We start from the raw sequence: 26092 nt of genomic DNA, 5'->3' as shown, positions 1-26092 counted from the left end.
TTATGCGGCCATTTCCATGTGATGTTCGTATTCCTCCGGGGTTAAATAGTTGAGCGCCGAGTGCAGCCGCTGCTGAATGTAGATGGTTTCGATGAAGGCCCCGACCGTTTGTGGGCGTCGACCGCGTCCGACGAACTGGGCTTCAATCTGATGACCCCGATATCGCTCTCGATGGCGATTTCGGTCCCGAACGGCTCGGAGAGCTTCTGAAGCCTCTCCAGAATGACCCTTGCCTGCGACCCTGTGGCCAAGTGCGGGATGCCGCGGTCGGCAAACCTTTTCGAGTGACCGAGTTCTATCGGATATAGTCGCAATTCGGTAAGCTGGTTCTGCTCAAATCGGCTTACGGTGACAATGCTGTCATAGAAGATTGGGTCCGTGAATCCACTTGCCATCTCGGCGACTTTCACCTCGGCATCGGTGTCGACCCGTGGGTCCTTAGCGTAGTCCTCAAACATGTCCGCGCCGCACGGGGTCCCAAGGTCATCCTCGAAGAAATTCCCAAGGCTATAGAAGATTGGCCGGCCCCTATAGATTTCGATGCCTCGCAGCAGATGCGGCCCGTGACCGATGTATGCGTCCGCTCCGGCGTCGAGCATTTTACGCGCAAAGGATTGCTCGTAGTCAGGCGGTTCCTGGCTCCAATTCCCAGGCTCGTGGCCGTGGTTTGTAATAATGCAGAAGTCGGAGAACTGCTTGCCCCGGCGGACGTTGCGTAGAACGTCAGCGACATCGCGCGGATTCGTTTCGTAGCTGTAACCAGCTCTGTCGCCAGCCTTGTAGGTCGTTCTAGCAAGTACGACTCGGTTTGGATCCTCAAGGTCTCTCCTGGGGTAGTCTGGTACCGCATCGCGTATCTGCCTCAAGCTCTCGAGCATTTCTGACGGGACCACGATGCTTTCCGCCAAACGAAGCGGGTATAGTCCGGGTCTACCTGGAGCCTCGCCGGCGGGATCGCATGCACGAAACATAGGCGCAAACGTTGTAGCCAACGACACCAACCCCACGCGACCGCGTGCGGTTTCCAAGAAGCGAGCAGCGCCAGCTTGCGCGAGATTCTCGCCCGTACCTGCATGGACGATACCGCTCTCATCGAGCACCCGGCTCGTCTCGCGCATTCCTTCAACGCCCCAGTCAAGCGTATGGTTGTTCGCGCGGCCAACGATGTTGAACCCCATCACCTTCAAATCGGGCCCGACCTCAGGCAGGCTGAGGTGATACGCGCCGCCGTATTCAGCCTGCGGGTATCCATTGAACGACCGGATATCGAAGATGTTCACTTCCAGGTTGCCAAAAGTGACGTCAGCATCTTGAAGGATTTTGACGACGGCGCGGAAGCCAGTCTCCTGAGATTTAGTCACTGCCCGCGACACGATGAGGTCGCCCACTGCAACCATCGTGAAGCCGTCCGCAACGTTCGTTGCTGTCGATCCGACCGTGTCATAGCCACCTTCTTGCTGGGTCAGATGGCAATTGTCCTCGTGTGTTTTTTCTTCAGTGGTCATTCTGCTCTTCTTTTTGCTGGATTTGGAATGGAGTTCGCGTCACCGGTGCACTCGAGGTCCTCGGTGGGGTCAAAGAGTCTCTGGAATAACCACAGGGTGGAGCGGAGAATTAGCACCCGCAGCCGGCTGGACCGGCATGCCTGTGACCGGAGCACGCACGTGACAGGCCACGACTCGTCCGTCTGGCATCGGCACCAAAGGCGGAGCCTCGATGCGGCAGCGCTCGACCGCGAGCGAGCAGCGTGGATGAAACGCGCATCCACTCGGCGGATTTATGGGGCTTGGCACCTCGCCCTCGACGGGCGCCTCCAGCCGAACCCGCGTCGGATCCGGAACCGGAGCTGCCGCGATCAGCGCCTCGGTGTAGGGGTGGACCGGCTTGGCGAAGAGCGCCTCGCTCGGGGCGAGCTCCACGATCCGCCCCAGGTACATGACGGCGACGCGATGGGCGATATGCTCCACGACGCCGAGGTCATGCGAGATGAAGACGAAGGCAATGCCCATCTGCTGCTGGAGATCCAGAAGCAGATTCAGAATCTGCGCTTGCACGGAGACGTCAAGGGCTGACACCGCTTCGTCTGCGATTATGAGAGAGGGGTTGAGCGACAGGGCGCGCGCAATGCCGAGCCGCTGGCGCTGACCGCCCGACAACTCGGAGGGCAGCCTGTTCATCATCTCGGGCGACATTCCGACTTTTCGGAGAAGCTCCGCGGCGAGTGCCTGGCGCTGCTTGCGGCTGAGACGCTCGAAATTCTCGACGGGTTCGGTGATGATCTGTTCGGCGGTAAGGCGCGGATTTAGCGACGAGTAAGGATCCTGAAAGACCATCTGCATCCGACGGCGCCAGGCGTGAAGCGCGTCCTTCTTAAGGCCCGCAATGTCGGTCCCGTCGATCAGCACGCGCCCACCCGTTGGCTCGACGAGCCGCATCAGGAGCCGCGCGACGGTGGACTTGCCACAGCCGGATTCGCCGACGATACAGAGTGTCTCGCCCGCCTCAACGGTGAAGGATACATCCTCCACCGCCCGGATCACCGGAATTGTCTTCTTCAGGAACCCCGCACCGAGCGGATAATGCTTGGTCAGATTCTCGACTTTCAGCAGAGGACCGTTCATGCGCCCATCGCCTCTTCGGCGCGCCAGCAAGCTGCGGCGTGGCCCGGCCTGACATCACGAAGGATGGGGGTCTTCTCGCGGCAAATATCGATCGCGAACGGGCAGCGAGGCGCAAAGCTGCAGCCCACAATGGGCTCGCGCAGGTTTGGCACGATCCCGGGAATTTCTGGAAGGCGGCGCTGTCGGCCGCGCCGCCGGTCAGGCACCGATCGCATGAGGCCCTGGGTGTACGGATGCGCAGGGCGCGCGAACAGATCTATCACGTTCGCTTGTTCTACGATTCGGCCAGCATACATGACAATCACGCGTTGGCATGTCTCGGCCACAACACCCAGATCGTGCGTGATGAACATGACGGCCGTTCCCGTGCGCTCTTTCAGATCGACGATGAGCCGCAAGATTTGTGCCTGGATAGTGACGTCAAGCGCGGTCGTCGGCTCGTCGGCGATCAACAGCTCTGGTGAGCAGGCGAGAGCCATGGCGATCATTGCGCGCTGACGCATACCGCCGGACATTTCATGCGGATAGTTGCTGACGCGACGCTCGGGATCCGCGATGCGGACGAGACGGAGCATCTCTTCTGCTATCTTCATGGCAGCGGAGCGGGATGCTTTCGTGTGGATCTGCACCGCCTCGGCGATCTGGTGGCCGACCGTATAGACCGGATTCAAGCTCGTCATCGGCTCCTGGAAGATCATGGCGATCTGGTCGCCGCGGATATGTCGCATCTCGCGATCGGACAGCTCAAGGAGGTCGCGTCCGTGAAAGCGGACCTCGCCGCCGACAGTCCTGGCGCTCAGCTTCGGCAGCAGGCGAAGGATGGAAAGAGCGGTGACGCTCTTTCCGCATCCGGATTCGCCGACGACGCCGAGCGTCTCGCCTTTCTTCACCTGGAAGCTGATGCCGCCTAAGGCGCGGGTGACGCTTTCCTCGCCAAAGAAATGCGTTTCCAGATTTCGGACATCGAGAAGCAAGTCGTTGCCTGCGGTTTGATGCACCTGCATGTCAGCGTCTCCGTTTTGAGCGGGGATCGAACATGTCGCGTAAGCCGTCCCCGAGCAGGTTGACGGCAAGGACCGTGACGGCAAGGCAGATACCGGGGGCGAAGATTGTCAATGGCGCGATGGCGAGATACAGGCGCGAACTGGCGATCATGTTGCCCCAGCTGGGGATCTCGGGCGGCACGCCCACGCCGAGGAAGCTCAGCCCCGCCTCCGTCAGGATCGCGCTGGCGCACACAGTAGCGCCCTGAACCATGAGCGGCGGAATGGTGCTCGGCAGGATATGTCGCCACAGCACCTTGGGCAGGCGCGCACCCCCGCAGAGCGCGGCCTCCACATAGGGACGCTCGCGAACACTCAGAACCACAGAACGAACCAGCCGCGCGACGGCTGGCGTCTCGGGGATCGCGATGGCGACGATGAGAATGGCAATACCGGGGCCTGTCAGAGAAATAAGGGCGATGGCCAGCAGAATCGTCGGGATCGACATCAGGCCGTCCATGACCCGCATGACGATGTTGTCGAAGCTGCGGCTGTAGCCGGCGATGACACCGATCAGAGCCCCGGCAAGAGCCGCGCATGCCGCCGACAGCAATCCAACCATGAGGGAGATGCGGGCACCGAAGATCGTTCGAGCAAACACGTCCCGGCCCAGATTGTCGCTCCCCAACCACATCTCGGCCGAAGGCGGCTGGAGGCGTTTGAAGGGATCCATGTTTACTGGATCGCCGGCATAAAGCGGGGCAGCGAGCGCCAGAATGATCAGGAGCGCCAACAGGCCGCCGCCTGCAAGAACGAGCGGATGCCGCCTTGCCAGACGGAGAAGGTCGGATAGTCGCAGCCGACCGATCGGCGCGGCTTCAACTGGTGCGGAAAGGAGGGTCATATCAGTACCGGATGCGGGGATCGATCAGCGTGTAGGCAAGATCGACCGCGAGATTGATAAGGACGTACAGACCTGAAGTCAGGATGAGCACACTCTGAATGATCGGATAGTCGCGGTTGTTGATTGCATCCACGACTAGACGACCGATACCGGGTATGTTGAACACCGTTTCTGTGAGGACAACCCCCCCGATCAGATAGGCGAAGCTTATGCCGATGACGGTCAGGATCGGGACGCCGGCGTTCTTCAAGGCATGGTGGAAAAGCATAGCATAGGACGAAGCCCCCTTGGCAGCGGCAGTTCGCATATAGTCTTCCGACAGGACCTCGAGCATGCTCGCCCTCGTAACCCGGGCGATGAATGCAATGTAGGCAAGACTAAGAGCCACTGTGGGCAGGACCATGTGCACAAACCAAGGCCCAAGGCCGCCATCAATAGGCAAATATCCCTGAACCGGTAGCCAGTGTATCCTGATCGCGAAAAAGTATATAAGAAAATAGCCGATGACAAAGACTGGGACGGAATAACCAAGTGCCGAAAAGGCCGCGAGGAGGCGGTCGATGAGCCCAGCCGTTCGCCACGCTGCAAGGATGCCGAAGGAGACCCCGACCGTCACCGCAAGCATCATCGTTAGGATCGACAGGGAGAGGGTCGGCTCAAGCCGCTGCAAGATCAGCTCCAGAACTGGTCGTCCGGCAAAGATCGAGGTTCCGAAATCACCGCCGAGCATGTCCCGCACCCAATGTATGAACTGAACCGGCATTGGATCGTTCAAGCCCAGCTTTTCGCGGATGCCCGCGATCATCTCCGCCGTTGCCGACTTGCCGGCGATGATCGCCGCCGGGTCGCCCGGCGCCAGCCTGAGCAGCAGGAAAACGAAGATCCCAACCATCGCCATGACGGCGATGGTCGAAACCAGTCTGCGAAGGATATAGGCCGTCATTGCGCCTCAGGCTTTCTGCATGTTCCACATCGCAATGAGCCCCGGCATTTCAATCAGGCCGGTGAGCGCCTTGCTTCGCGCAATTGGCGAGACAATTTGTCCGAGCCTTATGTCACCGACGAAGTCCCACCAGACTCGCTGCATCTGTCGCGCCAGTGCTTTGCGCTCTTCGAGCGTGTCGACATCTGTCCACTTGGCCCGGAGAGCTTCAAATTCGTCGCTTTTTGGCCAGCCGAACCATGCCTTGTCGCCATTCGCGGGTAGCAAAGTAGACGCGATCGGATTGCTTTGAGCGAAATCGGCATCGCTAGTGATGAAGATGCTCCAGCCGCCGTCCGCAACGGGGTCTTTGTTCGCCCGCCGCTTAACAACCCCCCCCCAGTCACTCGGCGCAAGCTCAACATTGACCCCAATCTTGCGCAACGAATCTGCCAGAAGCTGCGAGGCGTTGTCGCCCTGGTGCCAATTTGTGGGGTCGAGAATGACGACCTTCTCGCCGGCGTACCCAGACTCCTTCAAGAGCTGCTTGGCCCTTTCTGGGTCCCCTCCTTTCTTGTACCAACCGGTATTTTCGTCATTTGAATAGGGCGTCGTGTTGCCAAATATCGAAGTAACGGGATGGCCATACCTTGGATCGGGGGCGGTAACGCGCAGGAACGCCTCTTGGTCGATCACGTACAACATGGCTTGGCGAACCTTCACGTTGTCGAACGGCTCCTGCAAGAAGTTCATGCGCAGGCACATGTCCTGGCCGGACTTGTCCAGAACCTGAAGCGCTAGCTGTGGGTCGCTCTCGATGACTGAGTAAAGATCGGCCGGCGGCTCCTGAATGAAGTCGATCTCCCCCGCCTGCAACGCTGCCAAAGAAGTCTGTTGATCAGAGATTTCGTTCCAGATCACGCGATCGACATTAACGATCTTCCCACCAGCGAATCCGTCGGGCGACGCGCTTCTCGGCACGTAATTCTCATTGCGGTCATAGGCGAAGCTGGAGCCCGGCTTCGCAAGAGCCTCATTGAACCTAAATGGCCCGGATCCGATATTCGCGGTCACCTGCTCAGTAGCTGGGCGGCTCGCGTCCTTCTCGCGCATTACAGCGAGATATAGGCTCGATGAGGCGAGAAGGTCGATCAGCAGTCCCAGCGGCTCCTTAAGCGTGATCGTGAAAGTCTTATCGTCCTTCTTCGAAATATCTGCGCCCCTGGATATTATCAGTTGTCCGCCCAGGTCCACCTGAGCCCAGCGATGGATCGACGCGACACAATCCGACGCGGTAACGACGGTTCCATCATGCCAGCCTAGGCCGTCCCGGAGTTCAAATGTGTACTTCTTCTTGTCGTCGGAAACCCCCCACTTTCCGACCATCTGCGGCTGCGGCATGAACTTCGAGTCGAGCGCAAAAAGCGTGTCGTAAATGGCCATACCGTGGTTGGCGGTGATCGTCGTCGTCGTAAAAATCGGATCGAAGATACTAAGGTCAGCGTTCATCACCATTCGCACCGTTCGAGCGGCGGTTGGTGCGGTCTGTGCTCGGAGGACCGTGGGGATCGATAAAGCCGTTCCGGCGGCCAGGCCCACCTTGATGAGGTTGCGTCGAGAGATTGTCATGTTCTATTTCCTCCCTTCTAGAATTGGTTAGTGGTGCACTGCTGCGACGGTGGGTCTCACCGAATCCTAGGCCAAGGCATCCAGTAATCTCGCCTCGCCATAGAAAGTTTGGTTGGACCAAACGAGAAGTAGAAACGAATGCCGCGATAGGCGATCATCGTCTATCAACGGCGGACGAGCAGAATGTCGCCGGTTTCCCGAACCGAACCTGTCCAGCCCGGTCCCACTAGGGTGGTCGTATCGGCCTGTTCTAGGATCGCTCCACCCCGGAACGCAAAGCCTATAGGCAACGCCTCACGCTGATAGATACTCACCTCCATTCGCTCATTGCCGGGAAAACGCACTGTGCGTTTCAGGCGCTCTACATCCCCGCCAGACGGTTCATAGGCCAACGACAACGCGCCTTTCGGCTGGGCAGCCTTGTGGCTGCTTCGCAGGTTGACGATGCGCGCAGCCCCGTCATTGCTGTAGCCGTACAGACGCTCGTGTTCGCGCACGAAGTCGTCGTAAAGTCGTCCGAGCGGGTCCTGCTCGTTCACATGGAAGGGTATTTCGACGTAGAATGACTGTCCCACGTAGCACACATCGGCGTAGTATGAGACAGAGACGTTGCTTTCGCTAATCTGCTCCGCCGCAAGAAGAGCCCGACATTGAATATCAAGTCGATCGAGAACATTGCGAATTGCGGAAGCCTCTGCGCCAGAGATATTCGTTATAAAGGTGCTGGATGCTTCATGCTCGACAGGCGCCGCCAGCAGACCCGAAGCAGCCAAAACGCCTGGGAAGCGTGGAACCAATATCCTGGTCATGCCGAGATCCTCGGCGAGAGCCGTTGCGTGGATACCACCCGCACCGCCCAGAGGTACGAGGGTGAAGCCTCGAGGGTCAATGCCCTGACGGGTCGAAACCCGACGAACTCCCTCGGCCATCTGCGCGTTGACGACACGGTGCATGCCAAGCGCCGCGTCCTCTACACTGACACCTAGAGGAGCAGCAAGATGCCGCTCGATGGCTTCGTGCGACCGGGAAGGCTGCAAGCGCAACCGCCCCCCCGCGAAATATTCGGGGTCAAGGTAATTCAGAACTATCGAAGCGTCCGTTACGGCGGGCCGATCGCCGCCCCTTCCATAGCAAGCTGGACCAGGCTCAGAACCCGCCGACTCGGGGCCAATCTTCAGCGTACCAGCGCCATCGATCCAAGCTACAGAACCCCCGCCGGAGCCGATTGTGCTCACATCCACCATGGACACGCGCACAGGATAGCCGGCGATCTGGGTTTCTGACCGGATTTTAGGCTGCCCGTTCTCGACGACGGCGATATCACAGCTCGTGCCGCCGACGTCCACCGTGATGATGTTGCCGATGCCCGCCCCGCGGGCGACTTCACAACCGCCGATCATTCCCGCCGCAGGTCCGGATAGAAACAGACGTACTGGCCGCTGACGAACGACGGACGCTGCGGCCAGCCCGCCACGCGACTGCATAATCTGCAACGGCGCAGGAACACCGGCAGCCTTCAAGTTATCTTCCAATCGCTTGAGGTAGGTATTCACGACCGGCTTGACGTAGGCATCGAACGCTGTGACCACCGTGCGCTCATATTCCCGGAAAAGCGGATCGACCTCTGAAGAAATCGAGACTGCAAGATGCGGATGACGCTCTTCAATGATGCGACGGGCCTCGATTTCGTGAGCCGGATCTAGGAAGGAAAAAAGGAAGCATATGCCGATGGCCTCGACCCCCGCCGCCACCAGGCGCTCGGCAGCATCAATCACAGACTGACGGTCGAGCGGGGTAACCACTTTGCCTGCCGCATCAAGCCTCTCATCGACCTCAAGGCGGAGGCCGCGGCTGGCAAGGAAGACCGGCGTCTCAGGGTGGAGGATTACGCTATACATATCCTCTCGAAGCTGACGCCCGATCTCGAGAATGTCACGGAAGCCCTTCGTAACCAGAAGGCCCGTGCGGGCCCCCTTGCGTTCCAGAACTGCGTTGGTGGCGGTGGTGGTGCCGTGCATGAAGCGTTTTATTGCATCGGCGGGAACATCCCAGTTCTCCCTGGCGAAATCCAAGGCACTGAGAATTGCCCGGCTCGGATCTGCCTTAGTAGTGGGAATTTTCACCACTCGAATTGCGGTGCCCGGGCCGTAACAGACCACATCAGTAAAGGTGCCGCCCACGTCGACACCGATTGTAACATCTGACGATCCGGCGGTCTGGGGTATGGTCACCATAGCTCCTGAATTCTCCTAGGTCGATCGAAGGGCGCGTCATATGACCAGCGCAGGCTTGTGGATGAACAACGCATATCATTGCACTAGGCCGTTTGTCCATATTCAATCACAAAACACCTACGAAATCTCCGGTGCGAGATAGTTTTGTAATTAAAAACAAACGTTTACAAAAGAGCACACTGGATCAAATGTACTGTGACAAATCTCTTGCATGTAAGGGACGCTTGCCGTAACGTCGGGGCCTTCAAGTAACTGATGGAGGCAATCCGTGGACCAGCCCGACCCAAAAAGCTTGGATCCGATCACGGTCGAGGTCGTGAGGCATAAATTGGACGGCATCGCCAACGAGATGGAGGCGACATTGTTTCGCAGCGCCTTCTCGACGATCGTGAAAGAGGCGCGGGATGCGTCGGCGAGCCTCTTCACGGTTCAAGGCGAAACGCTGGCGCAGGCGATTGCGATACCCATTCATCTGACCACGCTGATACCGATGGTTAAGGCGGTGCTGGAGAGCTTTCCGCGCGAGGAAATGCGTGATGGTGACGCCTACATCTTGAACGACCCATACACGGCAGGCGGTACGCACCTGCCCGACTTCGCGGTGGTGACCCCTATTTTCCACGAAGGCGAAGTCATCGCTTTGGCGGCTGCGCTGGCGCACCATCAGGACGTCGGCGGAATGACGCCCGGATCGACCCCGACGAATGCAACAGAGATTTACCAGGAGGGTATCCGCGTCGCACCCATGAAGCTTGTTGACGCCGGAAGCTACGATCACAGGCTGGTTCGAACGCTTCGTCTCAATGTACGTCTCCCAGATATCTTCAATGGAGACCTGAATGCTCAGCTGGCGGCTTGCAAAATTGGGCAGCGCCGAATCCAGGAACTGGCCGACAAGCTCGGCGCGAAGATGACAAAGGCGATCTTCGCCGATCTTCTTGACCGATCCGAGCGCCTAACTCGCGCAGCGATCTCCGCACTCCCAGACGGAGAATACAGGTACGTCGACTATCTGGACAATGACGGCATCGATTTGGACGCCCCGATCCGCATCGAGGTAAAGGCTGTGATTAAGGGAGACAGCATAACCTTTGATTTTACTGGCACGAACGCACAAGTTCGTGGCCCATTCAACTGTATGCCATCAGGCGCGCTGTGTGGTGCCTGTTTTGCAGTCCGCGCTATCGGCGGATCCGACATTCCTACGAATGGCGGTTGCTTCCGTCCCATACAGATGGTGCTTCCGGTAGGTTCGCTGGTCAATCCACTGGAACCTGCACCTCTCGGATGCCGCACCGCAACGATCAAGCGCCTGACCGGAGTGATTCTGGGGGCTGTACGTCAGGCAGCCCCGAAGAAAATCCCGGCCGATTCGGCAGCCCAGCTCGTCAATGTTGACTATGGCGGCTCCGTGCCGAGCCATGGGCGTTTTGTGATGACGCAGGTGCTCGTAAGCGGTTCGGGAGCAAGCATGGGTGCCGATGGCGTGGACGTGATCGAGACTGACGCCACCAACACAGGCAATGTCCCGGTCGAATCGGTGGAGATGGAGTCGCCCCTCCGAATCCATCGTCTAGGCATCGCGCCCGACAGTGGTGGCGCCGGCAAGCAACGCGGCGGACTCGGATGCTATGAAGATATTGAGCTTCTGGAAGGCGAGGTGACGCTCTCTTATCGCGGGGAACGCCACTTCCATGCGCCTGCAGGTGCCGATGGCGGGTTAGCGGGAGAGAAGAGCTTCGCCTATATAATCCGCGCTGACCAGTCGAAGGAAATCATCAAGTCCAAAATAGTCACCAAGATGAACAAGGGTGATCGACTTGTGTTTCAGACGGCGGGAGGGGGTGGCTTCGGAAAGCCGGAGCAACGCGATCGAAAGTTGCTCGCCCAAGACATCTTCGACGGCAAGGTAAGTCAGGAACGTGCCATCGATGTCTATCAGCTGAACGAAGCGGAGCTGGACTGCGCAAGAGGCGTGAGCCCCCCGCCTAATCGATAAGGTTGATAGCGGAACCGTACTGACAATAGCCTCTGCGGCTCTCCGCAGTGCGCCAGAAAATCATACTATTTCAATCTGCAGATGAGACAAATCAGATGAGCAAGACGAGCTGGAAAGGCATACATAGCGTCCTGGTGACGCCATTTACGCCCAATGGAAGCATCGATTTCGAACGTTTCAAGGAACTTGCGCTCGAAAACATTACCAACGGCGCCAACGGCCTCGTTGCTTGCGGCAGCACGGGCGAGTTTTACACCATGACCGTCGAGGAACGCGTCGCCCTGTTCAAAGCGACCGTGGAAGCCGCAGCAGGAAAGGTTCCGGTAATTGCCGGCGTATCGGACCTTCGCAACGACGTGGTTATGGGATTGTGCGCAGCCGCCGAAGCTGCCGGCTGCGACGGTATTCTCGCGCTGCCCCCGATATACGCAAAGCCAGACCTGAGGGAGACGGAGCTCTTCTACAGACGCGTTGCCGCAGCAACCAGACTGCCAATTATGTTGTATAACAGCCCGGCGAGGATTGGGGTGAACATGACCCCTGATCTGGTCAGCAAACTGGCTGATATCGAAAATGTGGTCGCCATTAAGGACTCCTCCGCTGACATTCAGCAGGTGACCGAGCTGTGCGCCAAAGTGAAGGATCGTCTGGCCGTATTTGTCGGCTATGAGACAATGATTCGCGCAGCCCTGCCTGTGGGCTGTGTCGGTGTTGTCGCCATGGCGCACCAGCTATCAGGCAAGCTGGTACGCTCCTACTTTGACGCGTGCGTTGCCGGCGACACACTAACGATCGATCGCCTCCAGCCCGCGTTGTTCGCGATCTATCAGTGCTTCAAAGTGGGAAGTTTCTACGCCGGTATCAAGACCGTCATGGCAATCCTCGGCCAGCCGGTCGGGGCTCCGCGCGAGCCCCTGCTTCCCTATTCCGACGCCCAGGTGGAGACCGTCCGTTCAATACTGACATCAGCAGATGTACCCGGCGTCATCGCCTCGGTGAAATAAAGCATGCGCTCTGTTCTCATCCTTCCCGGGATAGAATCCCACGCGGCAGGGTGCCCCGTGTGGACTGTCACAACCGACTTCGATCAAATCCCCGATCATCCCGGAAGATACGATACTCGGGCAACCAGGCAAAGGCGGCTTCATCCATTCGCGATCTGCCGGCGATCCCCTATCTACCGGAATTCGAGTTCTGCTCGACACCAACGTTTCGTTCCCGCGCGGTTTCCTCTGTTCGCCTATCCGCGACACGGTTCGAATGAAGCACTGAAAGAAGACCAAAATGTATGATGAGAAAATCGAGCTGCTGATCGATGGTGTCTGGCGTCGTGCGAGCGATGGTCGAGAGCAGGATCTGATAAACCCCGCAACTGAACAGGTTCTGGCCAAAGTACCCTTGGCCAGCCGACCTGACATCGAAGAAGCGCTCGCGTCCGCCGCCGCAGGCTTCAAGCTCTGGCGGGCGATGACGGCCCAGCAGCGCTACCAGATCATGATGAAGGCCGCCGACCTGATACAGGAACGCGAGCAGCAGATCGGCAGGATCCTCACGCTGGAAAACGGCAAACCGCTGGGCGAGTCTGTTCCCGAAGTCCGCTTTTCCGCTGATGTAACCCGCTGGTATGCCGAGGAAGGCAAGCGTGCGTATGGCCGCATCGTTCCCGCCCGTTTGCCGGGCGTACGCCAGATGGTGTTCAAGGAGCCGGTTGGCCCAGTGGTAGCATTCGCGGCCTGGAACTTCCCAGCGAGCAACGTGATCCGCAAGATCGCTGGCGCAATGGGCGCAGGCTGTTCCGTGATCGTCAAGCCAGCAGAGGAAACTCCGGGGACTGCTGTTGCCATGGCCCGCTGCTTCCAGGAAGCCGGGCTGCCGGCTGGTGTCCTTAATGTCGTCTTCGGTGTGCCGGATGACGTTTCCAGCCAATTGCTGGCATCGCCAATTCCGAAGATGCTGACGCTGACCGGCTCAACCCCCGTGGGCAAACTCCTCCAGAAGCGAGCGGCCGATACGTTGAAACGATCCACATTGGAACTGGGCGGACATGCGCCCGTGATTGTACACGCCGATGCCAACGTCGAGCATACGTTGAAAACTCTCGTCGCCGCCAAATTCCGCAATGCCGGACAGGTCTGCACGTCGCCGACGCGCTTCTTTGTTCACGAGAGCCTGTATGGCGAATTCGTTGAGGCTTTCGCCGCTCGCGCGAGCGCCTTGGTGCTGGGCAATGGCTTGAACCCGACCACCCAGATGGGACCGATGATCGCGGAGCGTCGGCTGGATGTGATGGAAAGCTTTGTTGAGGATGCCGTCACGGCGGGGGCGCGGCTGGTGACCGGCGGCAAGCGCAGCAGCAATTGCGGCTACTTCTTCGAACCCACCGTCCTTGCGGATGTACCTGCAAATGCCCGAATCCTGAGCGAAGAGCCGTTCGGCCCGCTTGCTCCAATAATGCCGTTCTCGTCCTTCGACGAGGTCATCGAGCGGGCAAATAGCCTTCCCTACGGCTTGGCCTCGTTCTGCTTCACGCAGAGCAACGCATTAGCCGCGAAAACCGAAGAGGAGCTGGACGCCGGGTTGGTAGGCGTTAATCACATGATGGTGTCCACCCCGGAAACCCCGTTCGGAGGCGTGAACGAAAGCGGCTTTAATTCAGAGAGCGGTGTGGAAGGCCTTGAGGCGTTTCAGCGAACCAAATTCGTCACTGAACTCTCGGTCATGTGAGTCCGCTTGCAGGCCCAACGAGAGTGTCGTTCGCGACTTCGGCTAGGGCCCGCGCTAACTATTCCGAGAGCATCTTGCGGTTCAATCATAACTCCTCCGGGAGCGCTTGCTGTGATGCCAAATTTGAATGTCCGGTCCACGCTGAGAATGTCAATACGGAGCAAGAAACTTGGACGAGACAAGCCCCGACTGGCGGCCCGATCCGATGAAGCCCGGGACGCCGATCATTCCACAGGCTGAGTGGTACCTCCCGCCGTACAACCGTTGGACATTTCAGCATGTTAGCGAGATGACGCCGACCACGCCCATCTGGCGCGGATCGGGCCCAGTCCTGCCGCTTCCGGAACGGATAACGGATATCGATGGGATCGAATTCGAGCTGGCCGGACGGCGCTCTACCATTCGCGAGTTCTTAGACAGCAGCTTCACTGACGGATTACTTATCGTGTCCCGCGGCGAGGTCATAGCGGAAACGTACATGAACGGTCTGAAGCCGCACCGCCACCACCTTGCTATGTCAATGTCAAAGTCAATTGTGGGCGCGGTGTGCGGCATACTCGTCCACAGAGGGCTCATAGACCCCCGCAGTCTGGTGACCGAGTATCTGCCTGAGCTCGAAACGACGGCCTATCGCGGCGCTACGGTGCAGCAGGTTCTGGACATGACCACGGGCGTGACGATTACCAAGCCTTACACCGAGCCCGGTACCCATGCTTACATGCTCTTCCAGGCTGCGGGTTGGAGACCGTTAGATTATCCCGAGCATCCTCAGACCACGTGGCAGCTCATCCTAATGCTAACGGAGCAACAGCGCCCCCATGGCGCATTATTCGAATACCGGTCGGCTGAGAGCAATGTGCTCGGCTTCATCATGCAGCGTGTGACCGGGATGCCGCTCGCGGATCTCATCAGCACCGAACTGTGGGCGCCGATGGGGGCGGAGCACAATGCGTACGTCACCGTCGATCCTGGCGGCTTTCCCAGCGCCGATGCGGGGTTCAATGCGACCCTTCGCGACTATGCCCGGTTCGCTCTGCTATACCTGCGCAGCGGAAGGCTCCACGGGAAGCAGATCGTCCCCTCAGCATGGATCGAGGAAACGCGAAGGGGCAATCATGACTTACTCCAGCGCGAAGACCGCCTTGATCTTCCGAGAGGTGCTTATCACAACCAATTCTGGATCGAGGACCCGGAGCGGCGGGCGTTTATCTGTGCGGGGCATGGCGGCCAGCGCATTTATATCGACCCGGAAACCGACTTTGCGGCGGTGAAGCTATCTTCCTGGCCCGATGCAGGCCTGGATCGTTACGTCGAGACGCTCGCGGCGATCCGAGCCATCAGGGATGCGTGCGCGGTTCGTTGAAGGCGACGCTCTATCGGCACTGTCTCACATTGTCATAGAACTTGTACCAGAACACGAAAGCCGTTAATCGCCGATCGGTTTTAACAATTTGTGAAAAAAAACAACCAGTTACGGGAAAACGATGCAGGGCTGACGTGTGCGCCTCAGCACTCTTAAGACTTCAGTGGATGAGGGTGTGACATATGATCTTTCTAAATGTTCTATTGCAATAAACTGATTGTTCGATTAACCTTTGTTTCCGAATAAGAAATCCCGGCCAATGGCGGTCAATGGGAGCAATAGGGGAGAACAAAAATGAGTTTTCGTATAAACCGCAGACGTTTCATGCAGTCGACCTCGTGCGCTCTGGCAGTCGGGGCGCTGTCTTCCGTGGCTGGTCGGGCTTCGGCGCAATCAGCGGGTGAAGTGCGGGTCATGGTGGGCGGCGGCGATTGGGGAAAGGCCAATATCGAAGCCTATGTAAAACCGTTCGAGGCCGAAACCGGCATCAAGGTTCAGACGATCACCGATGACATTCTTCTTGCCCAAATGGAGCTAATGGCGCAAACAAAAAACGTCACTGTCGACGTTGTTGTTATCGGTATAGGCGACATTGGCGCTGCAGTTCGCAAAGACCTCGTCGAGAAGATTGATTATTCCATTTATAAGAAGGACGAACTTGACGGCATATCTGACGCTTTTAAGCACCCCTATGCCGTCGCTTCCTCAGTTTATTCGTTCAACATGGTTTATAACACAAAGGCATATCCGTCGAGTAAGCCAAGGCCTACCTCCTGGTCAGAGTTTTGGGATGCTGAGAAGTTTCCCGGGCTGAGAGTGATGCGGTCTGGGGAGTCCGGCGAAGGGCCCTGGGAGGAGGCGCTGCTGGCGGATGGCGTGCCTGCCGATAAGCTGTATCCGCTCGACATAGACCGCGTCTTTTCAAGCCTGGACAAAATAAAGCCGCACGTTCGAAAGTGGTGGGCTGCAGGGTCAGAGATTCAACAGATACTACACGACGGGGCTGCAGATCTCGCGCATTCCTTCGATGGTCGTGCCCAGTTGCTGGTTGATCAGGGGGCGCCGGTAGAGATCAATCGAAATCAGGCCAAGTTGACCTTTGACTATTGGGTGATCTCAAAAGGCAGTCCAAACGCTAAGAATGCCCAGAAGTTTCTGGAATTCGCTACTCGAGCCAATAATCAAGCGAATTTCTCGAAGCTGTTCTCCCTTGGCCCGAGCAATCTAAATGCATTTAAACTCATTCCTGACAACATCGCTCGCAAGCTTGCGAGCCACCCTGACTATAAGGCCAATAGCATTCCTCGTAATGCACAGTGGTACAGCGAGATTGGTGCGGACGGTCTGACTAACCAGCAGCGATTTGCGGAACGCTGGAAGGAGTGGTCACTTTAGCGCCCACACCCAGTATACTCGGCAAGGCGGCTTATTGCCGCCTTGCGCCCCTTTATCCCTATGGAGCCACAATGTCGGTTGTACCTGTTCATGAGCAGCGCGTACCCGTAGCTGATGCTCCGGCCAATATCGGGTCGGACAGCGACCGTCTTGCCCCGCCACAGATCGAATTTCGCAGCGTCACCAAAATGTATGGGAAGGTCACTGCGGTTAGGGATCTGTCGTTGACGGTACGTCGCGGCGAGTTTTTGACTGTCCTTGGCCCGAGCGGTTCGGGCAAGACTACAGCTTTGATGCTGCTCGCGGGGTTTGAGGCGCCAAGTCGTGGCGACATTCTTATTGCTGGGCAGTCGGTCGCTGCAGTGCCCTCCCATCGGCGCGACCAGGGAATCGTCTTTCAAAGCTACGCTCTGTTTCCGCACCTGACAGTGCGACAGAACCTTGCATTTCCGCTCGAAATGCGAGGTATCAACGCCGCTGAGAGGGCGGCTCGCGTCGAGCGCATGCTAGAGCGCGTGCATCTCGGTGATCTTGGCGGCCGCATGCCATCCCAACTGAGCGGCGGCCAACAGCAGCGCGTGGCCCTTGCCCGCGCGCTGATTGCCGATCCGCCATTCCTCCTGCTCGACGAGCCGCTCGGTGCGCTCGACCGCAATCTTCGCGAGCAAATGCAGATCGAGATGAAGAACCTGCACAAAGAGTTCGGCATCACCACCCTGTGCGTTACGCACGATCAGGAGGAGGCATTAACTCTTTCGGATCGCATCGTCGTGATGCGCGCCGGCCAGATCGAGCAGATCGACACCCCGGAAGCCCTCTACGACAGGCCGGCGACGCGCTTCGTTGCAAACTTTCTCGGAGAAGCCAACATCATTGAGATCCCGGATTTGCAGATCGACGTGGTGCAGCATCCGGGGAGCGTGGCGATGATACGACCGGAGCGTATTGGCATTGCCGCCCCTACGTCACCGAAGCCTGCCAACGCGGACCAGCGTCAGTTCGTGACGGGAATCGTCGACGACACGATTTTTGCCGGCCCGGTGCGTAAGTATCATGTGCGCACCGCGCGTAGCACTCTCATCGTTCGTGAGCATGTCGCGGCAGACCAGCAGGTCTTTCGGCCCGGCGACGACGTCCGGCTGGACTGGTTGCGGTCCGATGTCCGCTTTGTCTCGTTGTAGGGTGATGAAGAAGGCAGAGCTGATGAGAAAGTTTCAGATTTTTGGGCGAAACCCGATATGGCTCACCGTGCCGGCTTTGGCTGTCCTGCTCGTCGTCTTCTCCGTACCCCTCCTTCAGCTCTTCCTGACCAGCCTGAACGTGCCGGGATTCTCGCTAGCCAACTATCAGGCTTTCTTTAGCCGACCGGCTTATGTTCGGGTGCTCTTGCAAACTGTCGAGATAAGTGTCGTGGCTACGGCTATCTGCCTTATCATCGGCTATCCAATGGCCTATCTGATGGTGGCCGGTTCAAAGCAACTGCGCATGACGCTCATTGCGCTGGTCATCATCCCGTACCTGACTAGCGGTTTGGTCCGCACATACGCATGGATAGCGATCCTCGGCGATCGCGGTCTGATCAACAACCTGTTTCTCAGCCTTGGCATAATCTCCAGTCCACTTCCGCTCATATACAACCGTGCCGCCGTCTACATCGGCATGGTGCACATTATGCTCCCCATGATGATACTGCCGCTCGTCAGCTCTATGATTGGTGTTGACAAGTCGCTAGTGGCAGCGGCGCGCAGCATGGGAGCAAGGCCGTTCACCGCCTTCTGGCGCGTTTTCCTCCCACTCACCCTGCCAGGGATTCGCAGTGGCTGTCTGTTGGTCTTTGTTGTTTGCCTGGGCTTCTACATCACTCCAGCCGCTCTAGGCGGTTTGGGCGATGCAATGTTGTCAAACTTTATTTCATCACAAATGGCCACGTCCTTTAACTTTGCTCCGGCCGCGACTGCCTCCTTTATCCTTCTGGCGGTTGCCGTTGTGGTGCTATCGTTTGTTGGACTCGATCTTGCGGGGACACCAGCCGGAGGCGCGAAGCCAGGATGGAAGTCGTATTTTGGGCGGCTGACCGTATCCCATAGGTTGAAGCGCTACTTTGACAAGATTGGCACTCGACGCCGCGCGTCCCAATGGGCTGCAGGGCTGTATCGTGCAGGGGACCCTAACCGGTTGGCAAAGGTCGCCGGCTTTGTATTCGTAATACTTGTCTTGTTCTACCTGCTTTTTCCGGAGATTCTTGTTGTAGTAATGTCGTTCGGCGCAGGTAGTTTTTTGGAATTTCCACCTTCTGGGCTTTCTCTACAGTGGTACAGAAATTTCTTTGGTGACCCTTCCTGGAACGGCGCTGCCTTGAACAGCATTCAAATCGGCATCGTTGTTGCCCTCTTCGCGACCTTCATAGGGACAATTGCCGCATACGGTCTCAGCCGCGTACAACCGCGTGTACGCGGTTTGCTCAACATGGTCATTCTCACCCCGATCACCATCCCGGTTATCGTGGTCGGCATCGCAGCGTATCTTGGGCTCTCAGATTTTGGGCTAATCGGTTCAAAGGCAGGCATCGTGTTAGCGCACAGTCTTGGCGCCATTAGTTACGTTGTAGTGATCGTATCGGCAACCCTCACAAACTTTGACAGACGGCTTGAGCAGGCAGCGATGAGCATGCGCGCGGGGCCGGCGCGAGCCTTCTGGAGGGTAACTCTGCCACTAATAAGGCCAGGAATTATCGGCGGCGCCTTCTTTGCGTTTCTTCACTCCTTTGACGAGGTTGTGATCACGTCATTGGTTAGCGGGTTCGCGATCCGTACGCTTCCACTGAAAATGTGGGAGAATATCCGCAATCAGATTGATCCAACCATCGCTGCAGTGGCGTCATTATTAATGCTCCTCCCGGTTCTCTGGTTGGTCATTCTCTATTTCGCGTGGTGGCGGGCACAGCCGAGAGCGCGAGTAATGGAAACGATAGCAACAAACCATGGTGATGCATGACCGCGATGTCCGTCTTGGCTTCTGGTATTCCATTTCCCAAATCGGAATATGATCGTCGGCAGACGCAGGTTCTTCAGGCAGTGGAGAGGGCCGGGCTCGACGCACTGTTAGTGACCGCCCACACTCATCTCCAATATCTTACCGGATATGACGGGAAGGGCGGGTATTTCAGGCCTTTTCCCTTGATCCTTGTCCCAGGACGGGCGCCGACATTTGTGGTTCGAGAGTACGACGAGCAGACAGTCCGTGCATACAGCTGCATCGACGAAATCGTTCCGTATACTCATCAGGCAGACTTCGCCAAGGTATGTGGACAGGTTCTACGCCGGTACGGATTGCAGAACAAAGCGGTTGGATTTGAGCTTGGCTGCTGGGGTCTCGCGCCAGCCGATTTGAGCGCTATTGAAGCGGAGCTTCCAGGTATTAGGGTTGCTGACGCGACTCGGATTGTCCCGTCGATTTCGGCCGTGAAAAGCGAGCTGGAACTGGAGGCGATGCGCGATTCTATGACCATGACGGATCTTGCAATAGTCACATTTCAGAATTCATTGAAGGAGGGCATAAGCGAAACCGAAGTTGCTGCTGCCATCCGTGATGAAGTAGAAAGATCCGGCGGTGAGGGAGTTATGCTAAACTCCCTGAACTTTGGAGAGCGGACGAAATTGCCGCACGGAGAGCCGCGGCGTCATGCGATCCGAAACGATGAGCCTGCAACGGTTGAAGTTGGCGGCATCAGAAAAGGGTATGTGGCGGGGGTGTTTCGCAGTGCCGTACTTGGCCGCAATGTTGGGACCGAATCGCTCCACCGTTTGGCGGAGGCGGTGCTTGAAGCAGCAATTGCTGCCATCAAGCCCGGTGTACCAGCGGGAGAGGTGAACGCGGCGGCGCGAAAGGTGATCGACCGCGATGGACGCCCTAGGGTCCTTCGAAACCGCACGGGCTATCAAACCGGGATCAATTGGTCGGACCGTGGCGCGCTGAGTCTCGAGCCCGAAGCGTCGGATATTCTCAAACCCGGAATGACCCTGCACGTTCTGGTGATTCTGTACAGCGAAAGCGGGTACATGGTCGGGACCAGCGAGCAAATTCTTGTCACGGATCGCGGCGCTGATATCATGAGCAGCACACCGCATACTCTGTTTCGAGCGTGATCTTCTAGCAACAACCCACGTCAAGCGGTGACGCCTTTGAGGCGCCCATCCACTCTCGATAGAAAGAAGTGAGTTTTTATGATAGCGCGTCCGCGTTCTCTCGGAATTATGTGCATCGAATGGGTAGGACCAGATGGTAGTCCGCCTCCAGTTGTATCCGGCTCGATGCTAAATCCAGCAACGTATGACTTCCCGATAATCAAGGAAACGATCCGTGGAGCTTGGGCGGCTGATGTCGTCCGTGGCAATTCGGCACTTGAGCCGGCCTATATCGAAGCTGCCCAGCGCCTTGTTGAAAGAGGCGCAGTCGCAATAACCTCGGACTGTGGTTTTTCGATCCGCCATCAAACAGCTGTGGCCAATTCGGTGAACGTTCCTGTCGCAACGTCAAGCCTGCTTCTGGTGCCAGCCTTGCTCCGTCAATTGCCGTCGTCTTCTAAGTTGGCCATCCTAACCGCCGACTCAAGGGTCTGCGGCCTCGAGTTGCTTGGCGTTGACGATCTCGTGCAACGGGCAAGGCTGGTCATTGGTGGAGTCGAAGGAGGAAAGTTGTTGCAGAACGAGATGAGGCGTCCGCCTCTGCCAACCGACGTTGCCGATATTGAGACTGATGTCGCCGGATGCATCACACGAATCCGCGCCGAGCACCCTGAAATCGCAGCCATTCTCTTTGAATGCACGGGCTTTCCAACCGTATCTCACACAATGCGTCGCACAACAAAGTTGCCGATCTACGACGTCGTTGGTCTCTGCAAGATGATGATGGCTTCGATCGGTTGAGGGTGTCGCGTTATGCGACTTAAGGAAGGGTCTAAGCGACCGAGAACACGTTCAGGGGCTGGTGGGAGATGATCTCGTGGAGGGTGTACAGCGCGTTTGATAACTCGGGAAGGTCCTTTGGAGCGCCGAGGCAGACGCGGTACCGCCGGGATCGGCGTCGTCCACCATGGACGCGATGGGGGGGCGTGACCAGTATGCCGTGGCCGCGCGCGGCAGAGGCGAAGCCGACCGCCGACCATTCTGGGGGTAATGGCAGCCATCCATAAAACGGGGGGAACTTCAGCCTCTACCGGCAAGCGTTCGCAGTGGCACGATGATCAATCCGGCCTTGCCGGAGAGCACGTCGACCAAAGCCGTTAGTTACGCCACGTCAGTGGGCACGATCAGTTACGGCGTTTGAATTGTCATCTGCCCATCGCAGGTGAGCAAGCCGGGCAGCTCTATTGCACATTATGAGGAGAAACGATCATGAACCAACAACTTCACGCTGATGCGTCCTCCCGGGCGAATCCGTACACGGCCTCATCGTCTGGAGCGATGGAAGAGCAATCTTTCATTGACAAGTACCTGACTCCACGCGTCTTCGAGGTCCCAGTGCCACAAGGCAGGACCGTCCGCGCATATGAGGTTGGGCCGCCCGAGGCTCCGCTCGTTGTTGGAATCCATGGGACCCCCAGCACTGGCCTTGGCCATATTGTGAACTATGTGGCCAGCGGAGCGCTCTTCTGTCGCCTGGTTGTGTTCGATCGTCCAGGATACGGGGGCTCAACCCCTCAGCCCGGGCGTAAGATCCGCGACATCGTTCCAGTTGTTGAGGCCATCCTCGATCATCTGTCAGTCGACATAGCAGCGGTGTACGGTCATTCCGGGGGCGGCATGCTCGCCCTTGCCACCGCAGCGCTGCTGCCCAAGCGCATTTCGCGGGCTGTGTGCAGTGCCGGCAACGGCCCGAACTTTGGTCCCGGAGGGTTCGATTATGCTGACGGGCCTTCCCCCCTGATGCGGGAGGAGATCGTGGAGGCGCGGAAAGGCCCAGAGTCATCTCGCGAATTCTACAGGCGTGTCGCTTCCAAATTGCGCGATCCGGAAATTGAGAAACAGTTGTATTCGGAGAATGACCGTCGCGTAGCGTGTTTGCTGGCCCCGTTGAGGGACCAGATCGCCCAACAGCTGGCCTTGCCTGACTCGCCTTATTCTGAGGAAGATGCTTACGTTGATGACGCCCAATCATGGGTGTCGCCATGGGGTTTCGACCTCGGGTCGATAACGGTACCTACACGGATGCTTTATGGTCTCGAGGATCTCATGGCAGCGCGGCGCCACTCAGAGTGGCTGCAGACCCAGATCCCGAATGCGAGCTTGGCTCTCTTTCCCCACTTCGGGCACAACTTGAACCAACTGATGCCCCACATGTTGGCGTGGCTGGTGCAGGACGAGCTTCTGTTCTTACCCCAAAGTCGCGAGGCCCTCGTCGACTAGGTCCCGCGCGAAACGCGGTTCCATCGTCGGGACGGTGACATCGCTCAGCAGTTCCTCCCAGGAGGCTTGAACGGGAAGCGAGGACGCATGCTCGTGGTTCATCGGCAATTGCCGATGCTCGTTTTGGCTGCGAGGCGATCCGCCAGAAACTACAACGTGCAGTTCGTCGCGGCGGCCACACCGGTTGCGATGCTGGCCGAGGCTCACAACGATGCAACGATGGCTACTCGACAGCAGTTGACGATCCTATAGCGGCCGAAACTGCTCATCTGGACGAACTGGGATATTTGCCCTTCGGGGTCAATGCTGCCCACCTGTTCTCCCAGCTCGTGTCACGGCGCTACGAGAACACCGGCTGCGTGGGCGAATGGGGAAGCGTCTTTGGGGACGCTGTTGTCGCGACGGCGATCCTGGATGGCCTGCTTCATCATTCCACAGTGATCACCACCCCGACGACAGCTACCGACTCCGCGAAAAGCGCCGGTTCGGCCTTCTGCAGAAGGCCAGACCGGCATCCTAAAGGTAAGCGGTGCGCCGAGGCACCTTTCCTGAAACCGCTGGTGATATGTCTATGGCGGGTCGGTCGTTGGTCCGCGCGCCGGCGCCGATCACTCGTAAGCGGTGCGCCAAGGCGCCTTTCCCGAAATCGTCTGGTGCGCCTATAGTACATCAGCCGTTGGTCCGCGCGCCGGCGCCGATCACTCCGGGTCGTCATAACGGGTGACGTAGTGGAGTTCGCGGAGGGCGGGGATGACGAGGGCGATGTCTTTGTAGGCCTCGTGTTCGATGAAGTGCGCGGTCTCTGGCCCCGGCCTGGGCTTGCCGAGGACGGGCCTGCCCTTTTTGTCGACGCAGTAGATCAGGATCGGCAGCAACAGGCCGTGGTTGGGGTTGTCGAGGTCGAGTAGCGATTTCCAGCTTTTGATGTTGAGAGTCATGGCCGCATAGAACCCCTGGCACCACGGCCGGGGGTCGATGCCGCCGCTGGACTTTGTGGCGAATCGAGGCGCATAATCCTGCGGTCTGTCGAAGAGCGTCTCGTTGATCCGGTTGTGGATCCTGGCGACGCTGGCAAACACGGCGTGATCGGTTGCAGACCCTTTGGCCAGGACGTCGCGCCGCAACCCCATGAGCGGGCACATCCAGTCTTGCGGGTCCGGGTAGCGCGGCCCGGTGACCGCCGCCGTTACGAAGCCATCCAGCGCCGACATGGTCCGCACCAGCGGGCGGTTGGTCTTGGCAGCCATCCAGGCCTCGAGCGCCTCGTCCGACAGCGCCATGTCATCGAGCGCGCTCATGCCGCCAAGGAGAGCTGCATCTCTTCGCGGCGCACCCAATTCCACGGCATCAGTTCGTCCCAGCGCGAGGCTGGCCAATCATTCTGGATGCGCTCGGTGACGTCGGCCATGTAGGCTTCGGCATCGACGCCGCAAAGCTTGCACGTCTCAATGATGCTGAGCACGACCGCTGACCGCTCTGCCGCGGCGAAGCTGCCCGAGAAAAGCCAGTTGCGTCGGCCGACTGTAAATCCACGAATGGCCCGCTCCGCGATCAGGTTGTCGGGCTCGAGCTGGCCATCGTAGAGGAAGCGATTGAACGCGCGCCATCGTCTGGTGCCATAGGCGAAGGCCTTGGCGATATCGGCATGGCGCGACAAACCGTTGCCCTGGCGCGTGAGCTGTCGTCGCAGCGCGCGGACCAGTGGTCGGGTCCGACTTCGTCGTGCGGCCAATCTCTCGGCGGGCGGGAGCCCCCGTATCTCTTCCTCGATCCGGTAGATCGCCTGGATACCGGCCATCGCCGTCGTGCTGAGCTCGGTCGGCTGGCTGTCGTGAACGTCGAATATCTTGCGACGCAGATGGGCCAGGCAGGCAGCTTCTCGAATGGCGCCGCCCTTGTAGATCTGGTTATAGCCGCTGAAACCGTCGGCCTGGAGCGTGCCGGCAAATCCGGCGAGCTCGGTCATCACGCTCTCGCCGGCGCGGCCCATGGTGGCGCGATACCAGGCGATCGGCGGCTCCTGCGAACCCGAGTTGCGGTCGTCGGCGACGTAAACCCAGAGCGCGCCCTTGTGTGTCTTGCCGTTGCCGGGCGCCAGGATCGGAAGCCGCGTGTCGTCGGTGTGGATCTTGGTGCGGGTACGGCCGATCTCGCGGATGCGGTTGTAGATCGGATCGAGCAAGGCGGCGGCGTAGCCGGCGCTGCGCGCAAGCGTGGAACGCTCGATATCGACGCCCTTGGCGGCCATCATCTGGGCCAGACGGTAGAAGGGCAGATGATAGCCCCACTTCGCCATCATGATATGGGCGAGCGCGGCATAGCTGAGCTTGCCGCGTGCAATGGCCTTGGCTGGCGCCGGCGCCTGGATGATTTTATCGCAGGTCCGGCAGCTGTACTTGGGTCGAATGGTCTCCATCACCTGCCAGGCCTGGGCAACCAGATCGAGCATCTCGTCGCTATCTTCGCCCATGGCGCGCAGATCGCCGCCACAGCCCGGGCAACATGCGCAAGACGGCTCGCGAACGACCCGCTTGCGCGGCAGGTTCGGGTTGAGCTTGCGCACCGGCAACACCCGCACCTTGTCGGTGTCAGCGACGATGGGCAGCTCGATATCGGGCACGCGGGCGGCGAAATCGGTCTCGAGATCTTCGAGTTCGAGCCGCATCTGGCCCAGCTTCTCGGACGAACGGCCGAAGGCCTTGCGGTTGAAGCGATCGATCCGCAGCTGCAGGCGCTGGATGCGAAGTGCGGCCTCGGCGCGCTCTCTTCGAAGCTGCTCATCGCGTTCGGCGATGGTGATGTCACGGGCAGAAACGGCCGCCTCCAGAAGGGCGATCCGAGCGAAGAAATCAGCGATTGAGGGAGCTTGTTCCGACACCCAAAACCTATACCCGAAAGACCCTCGTTACGGAAG

Annotated in this window: 20 protein-coding genes; 11 read left to right on the top strand and 9 right to left on the bottom strand. The window is 58.5% G+C overall.

The genetic code is table 11. The features are described 5' to 3' along the window. Positions 1-41: 41 nt before the first annotated feature. The 7 genes from DBIPINDM_RS00230 to DBIPINDM_RS00200 form a co-directional block, all read right to left on the bottom strand. On the bottom strand, positions 42-1505 hold the full coding sequence (locus tag DBIPINDM_RS00230) for a CapA family protein (RefSeq protein ID WP_258580949.1): 1464 nt from the start codon (positions 1503-1505) through the stop codon (positions 42-44). A 69-nt stretch (positions 1506-1574) separates the two neighbouring features. Further along, positions 1575-2621, bottom strand: coding sequence for an ABC transporter ATP-binding protein (locus tag DBIPINDM_RS00225; RefSeq protein ID WP_258580948.1), 1047 nt, complete (start codon positions 2619-2621; stop codon positions 1575-1577). Next, positions 2618-3625 carry an ABC transporter ATP-binding protein gene (locus DBIPINDM_RS00220; protein WP_258580947.1) on the bottom strand — a complete coding sequence of 336 codons (1008 nt, stop codon included), beginning with the start codon at positions 3623-3625 and terminating at the stop codon, positions 2618-2620. Before DBIPINDM_RS00220 ends, DBIPINDM_RS00225 begins: the two co-directional genes overlap by 4 nt. A gap of 1 nt (position 3626) precedes the next feature. Further along, on the bottom strand, positions 3627-4508 hold the full coding sequence (locus DBIPINDM_RS00215) for an ABC transporter permease (protein ID WP_258580946.1): 882 nt from the start codon (positions 4506-4508) through the stop codon (positions 3627-3629). 1 nt (position 4509) lies between these two features. Continuing rightward, the gene (locus DBIPINDM_RS00210) at positions 4510-5451 is read right to left on the bottom strand and encodes an ABC transporter permease (protein WP_258580945.1); all 942 of its coding nucleotides are present in this window, start codon (positions 5449-5451) and stop codon (positions 4510-4512) included. Between the two features lie 6 nt (positions 5452-5457). Beyond that, on the bottom strand, positions 5458-7059 hold the full coding sequence (locus tag DBIPINDM_RS00205; RefSeq protein WP_258580944.1) for an ABC transporter substrate-binding protein: 1602 nt from the start codon (positions 7057-7059) through the stop codon (positions 5458-5460). Between the two features lie 164 nt (positions 7060-7223). Continuing rightward, entirely contained in the window at positions 7224-9293 is a 2070-nt protein-coding gene (locus tag DBIPINDM_RS00200; RefSeq protein WP_258580943.1) for a hydantoinase/oxoprolinase family protein, read from the bottom strand. A gap of 268 nt (positions 9294-9561) precedes the next feature. Between DBIPINDM_RS00200 and DBIPINDM_RS00195 the strand changes: the two genes are divergently transcribed. The 11 genes from DBIPINDM_RS00195 to DBIPINDM_RS43495 all read left to right on the top strand — a co-directional run bounded on the left by DBIPINDM_RS00195 (position 9562) and on the right by DBIPINDM_RS43495 (position 23843). Next, positions 9562-11292, top strand: a complete 1731-nt coding sequence (locus tag DBIPINDM_RS00195; RefSeq protein WP_258580942.1) for a hydantoinase B/oxoprolinase family protein — start codon at positions 9562-9564, stop codon at positions 11290-11292. 95 nt (positions 11293-11387) lie between these two features. After that, positions 11388-12296 (top strand): 4-hydroxy-tetrahydrodipicolinate synthase, encoded by a 909-nt coding sequence (dapA, locus tag DBIPINDM_RS00190; protein WP_258580941.1) that lies wholly within the window; start codon positions 11388-11390, stop codon positions 12294-12296. Between the two features lie 280 nt (positions 12297-12576). Further along, positions 12577-14016, top strand: a complete 1440-nt coding sequence (locus tag DBIPINDM_RS00185; protein ID WP_258580940.1) for an NAD-dependent succinate-semialdehyde dehydrogenase — start codon at positions 12577-12579, stop codon at positions 14014-14016. A gap of 169 nt (positions 14017-14185) precedes the next feature. Further along, positions 14186-15379 (top strand): serine hydrolase domain-containing protein, encoded by a 1194-nt coding sequence (locus tag DBIPINDM_RS00180; RefSeq protein ID WP_258580939.1) that lies wholly within the window; start codon positions 14186-14188, stop codon positions 15377-15379. Between the two features lie 294 nt (positions 15380-15673). Continuing rightward, complete coding sequence (locus DBIPINDM_RS00175) at positions 15674-16774, top strand: ABC transporter substrate-binding protein (protein WP_258580938.1); 1101 nt, start codon at positions 15674-15676, stop codon at positions 16772-16774. A 188-nt stretch (positions 16775-16962) separates the two neighbouring features. After that, on the top strand, positions 16963-17955 hold the full coding sequence (locus DBIPINDM_RS00170) for an ABC transporter ATP-binding protein (RefSeq protein WP_258581224.1): 993 nt from the start codon (positions 16963-16965) through the stop codon (positions 17953-17955). Positions 17956-17977: 22 nt separating this feature from the next. Then, the gene (locus DBIPINDM_RS00165; protein WP_258580937.1) at positions 17978-19768 is read left to right on the top strand and encodes an ABC transporter permease subunit; all 1791 of its coding nucleotides are present in this window, start codon (positions 17978-17980) and stop codon (positions 19766-19768) included. Then, the gene (locus tag DBIPINDM_RS00160) at positions 19765-20919 is read left to right on the top strand and encodes a M24 family metallopeptidase (RefSeq protein ID WP_258580936.1); all 1155 of its coding nucleotides are present in this window, start codon (positions 19765-19767) and stop codon (positions 20917-20919) included. The genes DBIPINDM_RS00165 and DBIPINDM_RS00160 overlap by 4 nt, the downstream gene beginning before the upstream one ends. Before the next feature lie 165 nt (positions 20920-21084). Continuing rightward, positions 21085-21699: a hypothetical protein gene (locus tag DBIPINDM_RS00155; protein WP_258580935.1), complete on the top strand. Its 615-nt coding sequence runs from the start codon at positions 21085-21087 to the stop codon at positions 21697-21699. Between the two features lie 468 nt (positions 21700-22167). Continuing rightward, positions 22168-23178: an alpha/beta fold hydrolase gene (locus tag DBIPINDM_RS00150; RefSeq protein ID WP_258580934.1), complete on the top strand. Its 1011-nt coding sequence runs from the start codon at positions 22168-22170 to the stop codon at positions 23176-23178. Positions 23179-23465: 287 nt separating this feature from the next. Further along, positions 23466-23843 (top strand): ATP-binding protein, encoded by a 378-nt coding sequence (locus DBIPINDM_RS43495; protein ID WP_416361687.1) that lies wholly within the window; start codon positions 23466-23468, stop codon positions 23841-23843. 33 nt (positions 23844-23876) lie between these two features. Here the strand turns inward: DBIPINDM_RS43495 and DBIPINDM_RS00140 are convergent, their stop codons facing one another. Together DBIPINDM_RS00140 and tnpC are read right to left on the bottom strand one after the other, a co-directional pair. Beyond that, complete coding sequence (locus DBIPINDM_RS00140; protein ID WP_258580933.1) at positions 23877-24476, bottom strand: UPF0149 family protein; 600 nt, start codon at positions 24474-24476, stop codon at positions 23877-23879. Beyond that, the gene (tnpC, locus tag DBIPINDM_RS00135; RefSeq protein ID WP_258580932.1) at positions 24473-26056 is read right to left on the bottom strand and encodes an IS66 family transposase; all 1584 of its coding nucleotides are present in this window, start codon (positions 26054-26056) and stop codon (positions 24473-24475) included. Before tnpC ends, DBIPINDM_RS00140 begins: the two co-directional genes overlap by 4 nt. Positions 26057-26092: the final 36 nt, after the last annotated feature.

Origin of the sequence: Mesorhizobium sp. AR02 (assembly GCF_024746835.1) — a bacterium.
Lineage (GTDB): Bacteria > Pseudomonadota > Alphaproteobacteria > Rhizobiales > Rhizobiaceae > Mesorhizobium.
The sequence above is the reverse complement of the archived record's forward strand: the minus strand, read 5'-3'. Positions and strand labels throughout refer to the sequence as shown.

Excerpts from the sequence above, each read along its gene's own strand:
- DBIPINDM_RS00230 (WP_258580949.1), bottom strand. The coding sequence starts at position 1,505 with ATGACCACTGAAGAAAAAACACACGAGGACAATTGCCATCTGACCCAG.
- DBIPINDM_RS00225 (WP_258580948.1), bottom strand. The coding sequence starts at position 2,621 with ATGAACGGTCCTCTGCTGAAAGTCGAGAATCTGACCAAGCATTATCCG.
- DBIPINDM_RS00220 (WP_258580947.1), bottom strand. The coding sequence starts at position 3,625 with ATGCAGGTGCATCAAACCGCAGGCAACGACTTGCTTCTCGATGTCCGA.
- DBIPINDM_RS00215 (WP_258580946.1), bottom strand. The coding sequence starts at position 4,508 with ATGACCCTCCTTTCCGCACCAGTTGAAGCCGCGCCGATCGGTCGGCTG.
- DBIPINDM_RS00210 (WP_258580945.1), bottom strand. The coding sequence starts at position 5,451 with ATGACGGCCTATATCCTTCGCAGACTGGTTTCGACCATCGCCGTCATG.
- DBIPINDM_RS00205 (WP_258580944.1), bottom strand. The coding sequence starts at position 7,059 with ATGACAATCTCTCGACGCAACCTCATCAAGGTGGGCCTGGCCGCCGGA.
- DBIPINDM_RS00200 (WP_258580943.1), bottom strand. The coding sequence starts at position 9,293 with ATGGTGACCATACCCCAGACCGCCGGATCGTCAGATGTTACAATCGGT.
- dapA (WP_258580941.1), top strand. The coding sequence starts at position 11,388 with ATGAGCAAGACGAGCTGGAAAGGCATACATAGCGTCCTGGTGACGCCA.
- DBIPINDM_RS00185 (WP_258580940.1), top strand. The coding sequence starts at position 12,577 with ATGTATGATGAGAAAATCGAGCTGCTGATCGATGGTGTCTGGCGTCGT.
- DBIPINDM_RS00175 (WP_258580938.1), top strand. The coding sequence starts at position 15,674 with ATGAGTTTTCGTATAAACCGCAGACGTTTCATGCAGTCGACCTCGTGC.
- DBIPINDM_RS00170 (WP_258581224.1), top strand. The coding sequence starts at position 16,963 with ATGTATGGGAAGGTCACTGCGGTTAGGGATCTGTCGTTGACGGTACGT.
- DBIPINDM_RS00165 (WP_258580937.1), top strand. The coding sequence starts at position 17,978 with ATGAGAAAGTTTCAGATTTTTGGGCGAAACCCGATATGGCTCACCGTG.
- DBIPINDM_RS00160 (WP_258580936.1), top strand. The coding sequence starts at position 19,765 with ATGACCGCGATGTCCGTCTTGGCTTCTGGTATTCCATTTCCCAAATCG.
- DBIPINDM_RS00155 (WP_258580935.1), top strand. The coding sequence starts at position 21,085 with ATGCTAAATCCAGCAACGTATGACTTCCCGATAATCAAGGAAACGATC.
- DBIPINDM_RS00150 (WP_258580934.1), top strand. The coding sequence starts at position 22,168 with ATGAACCAACAACTTCACGCTGATGCGTCCTCCCGGGCGAATCCGTAC.
- DBIPINDM_RS00140 (WP_258580933.1), bottom strand. The coding sequence starts at position 24,476 with ATGAGCGCGCTCGATGACATGGCGCTGTCGGACGAGGCGCTCGAGGCC.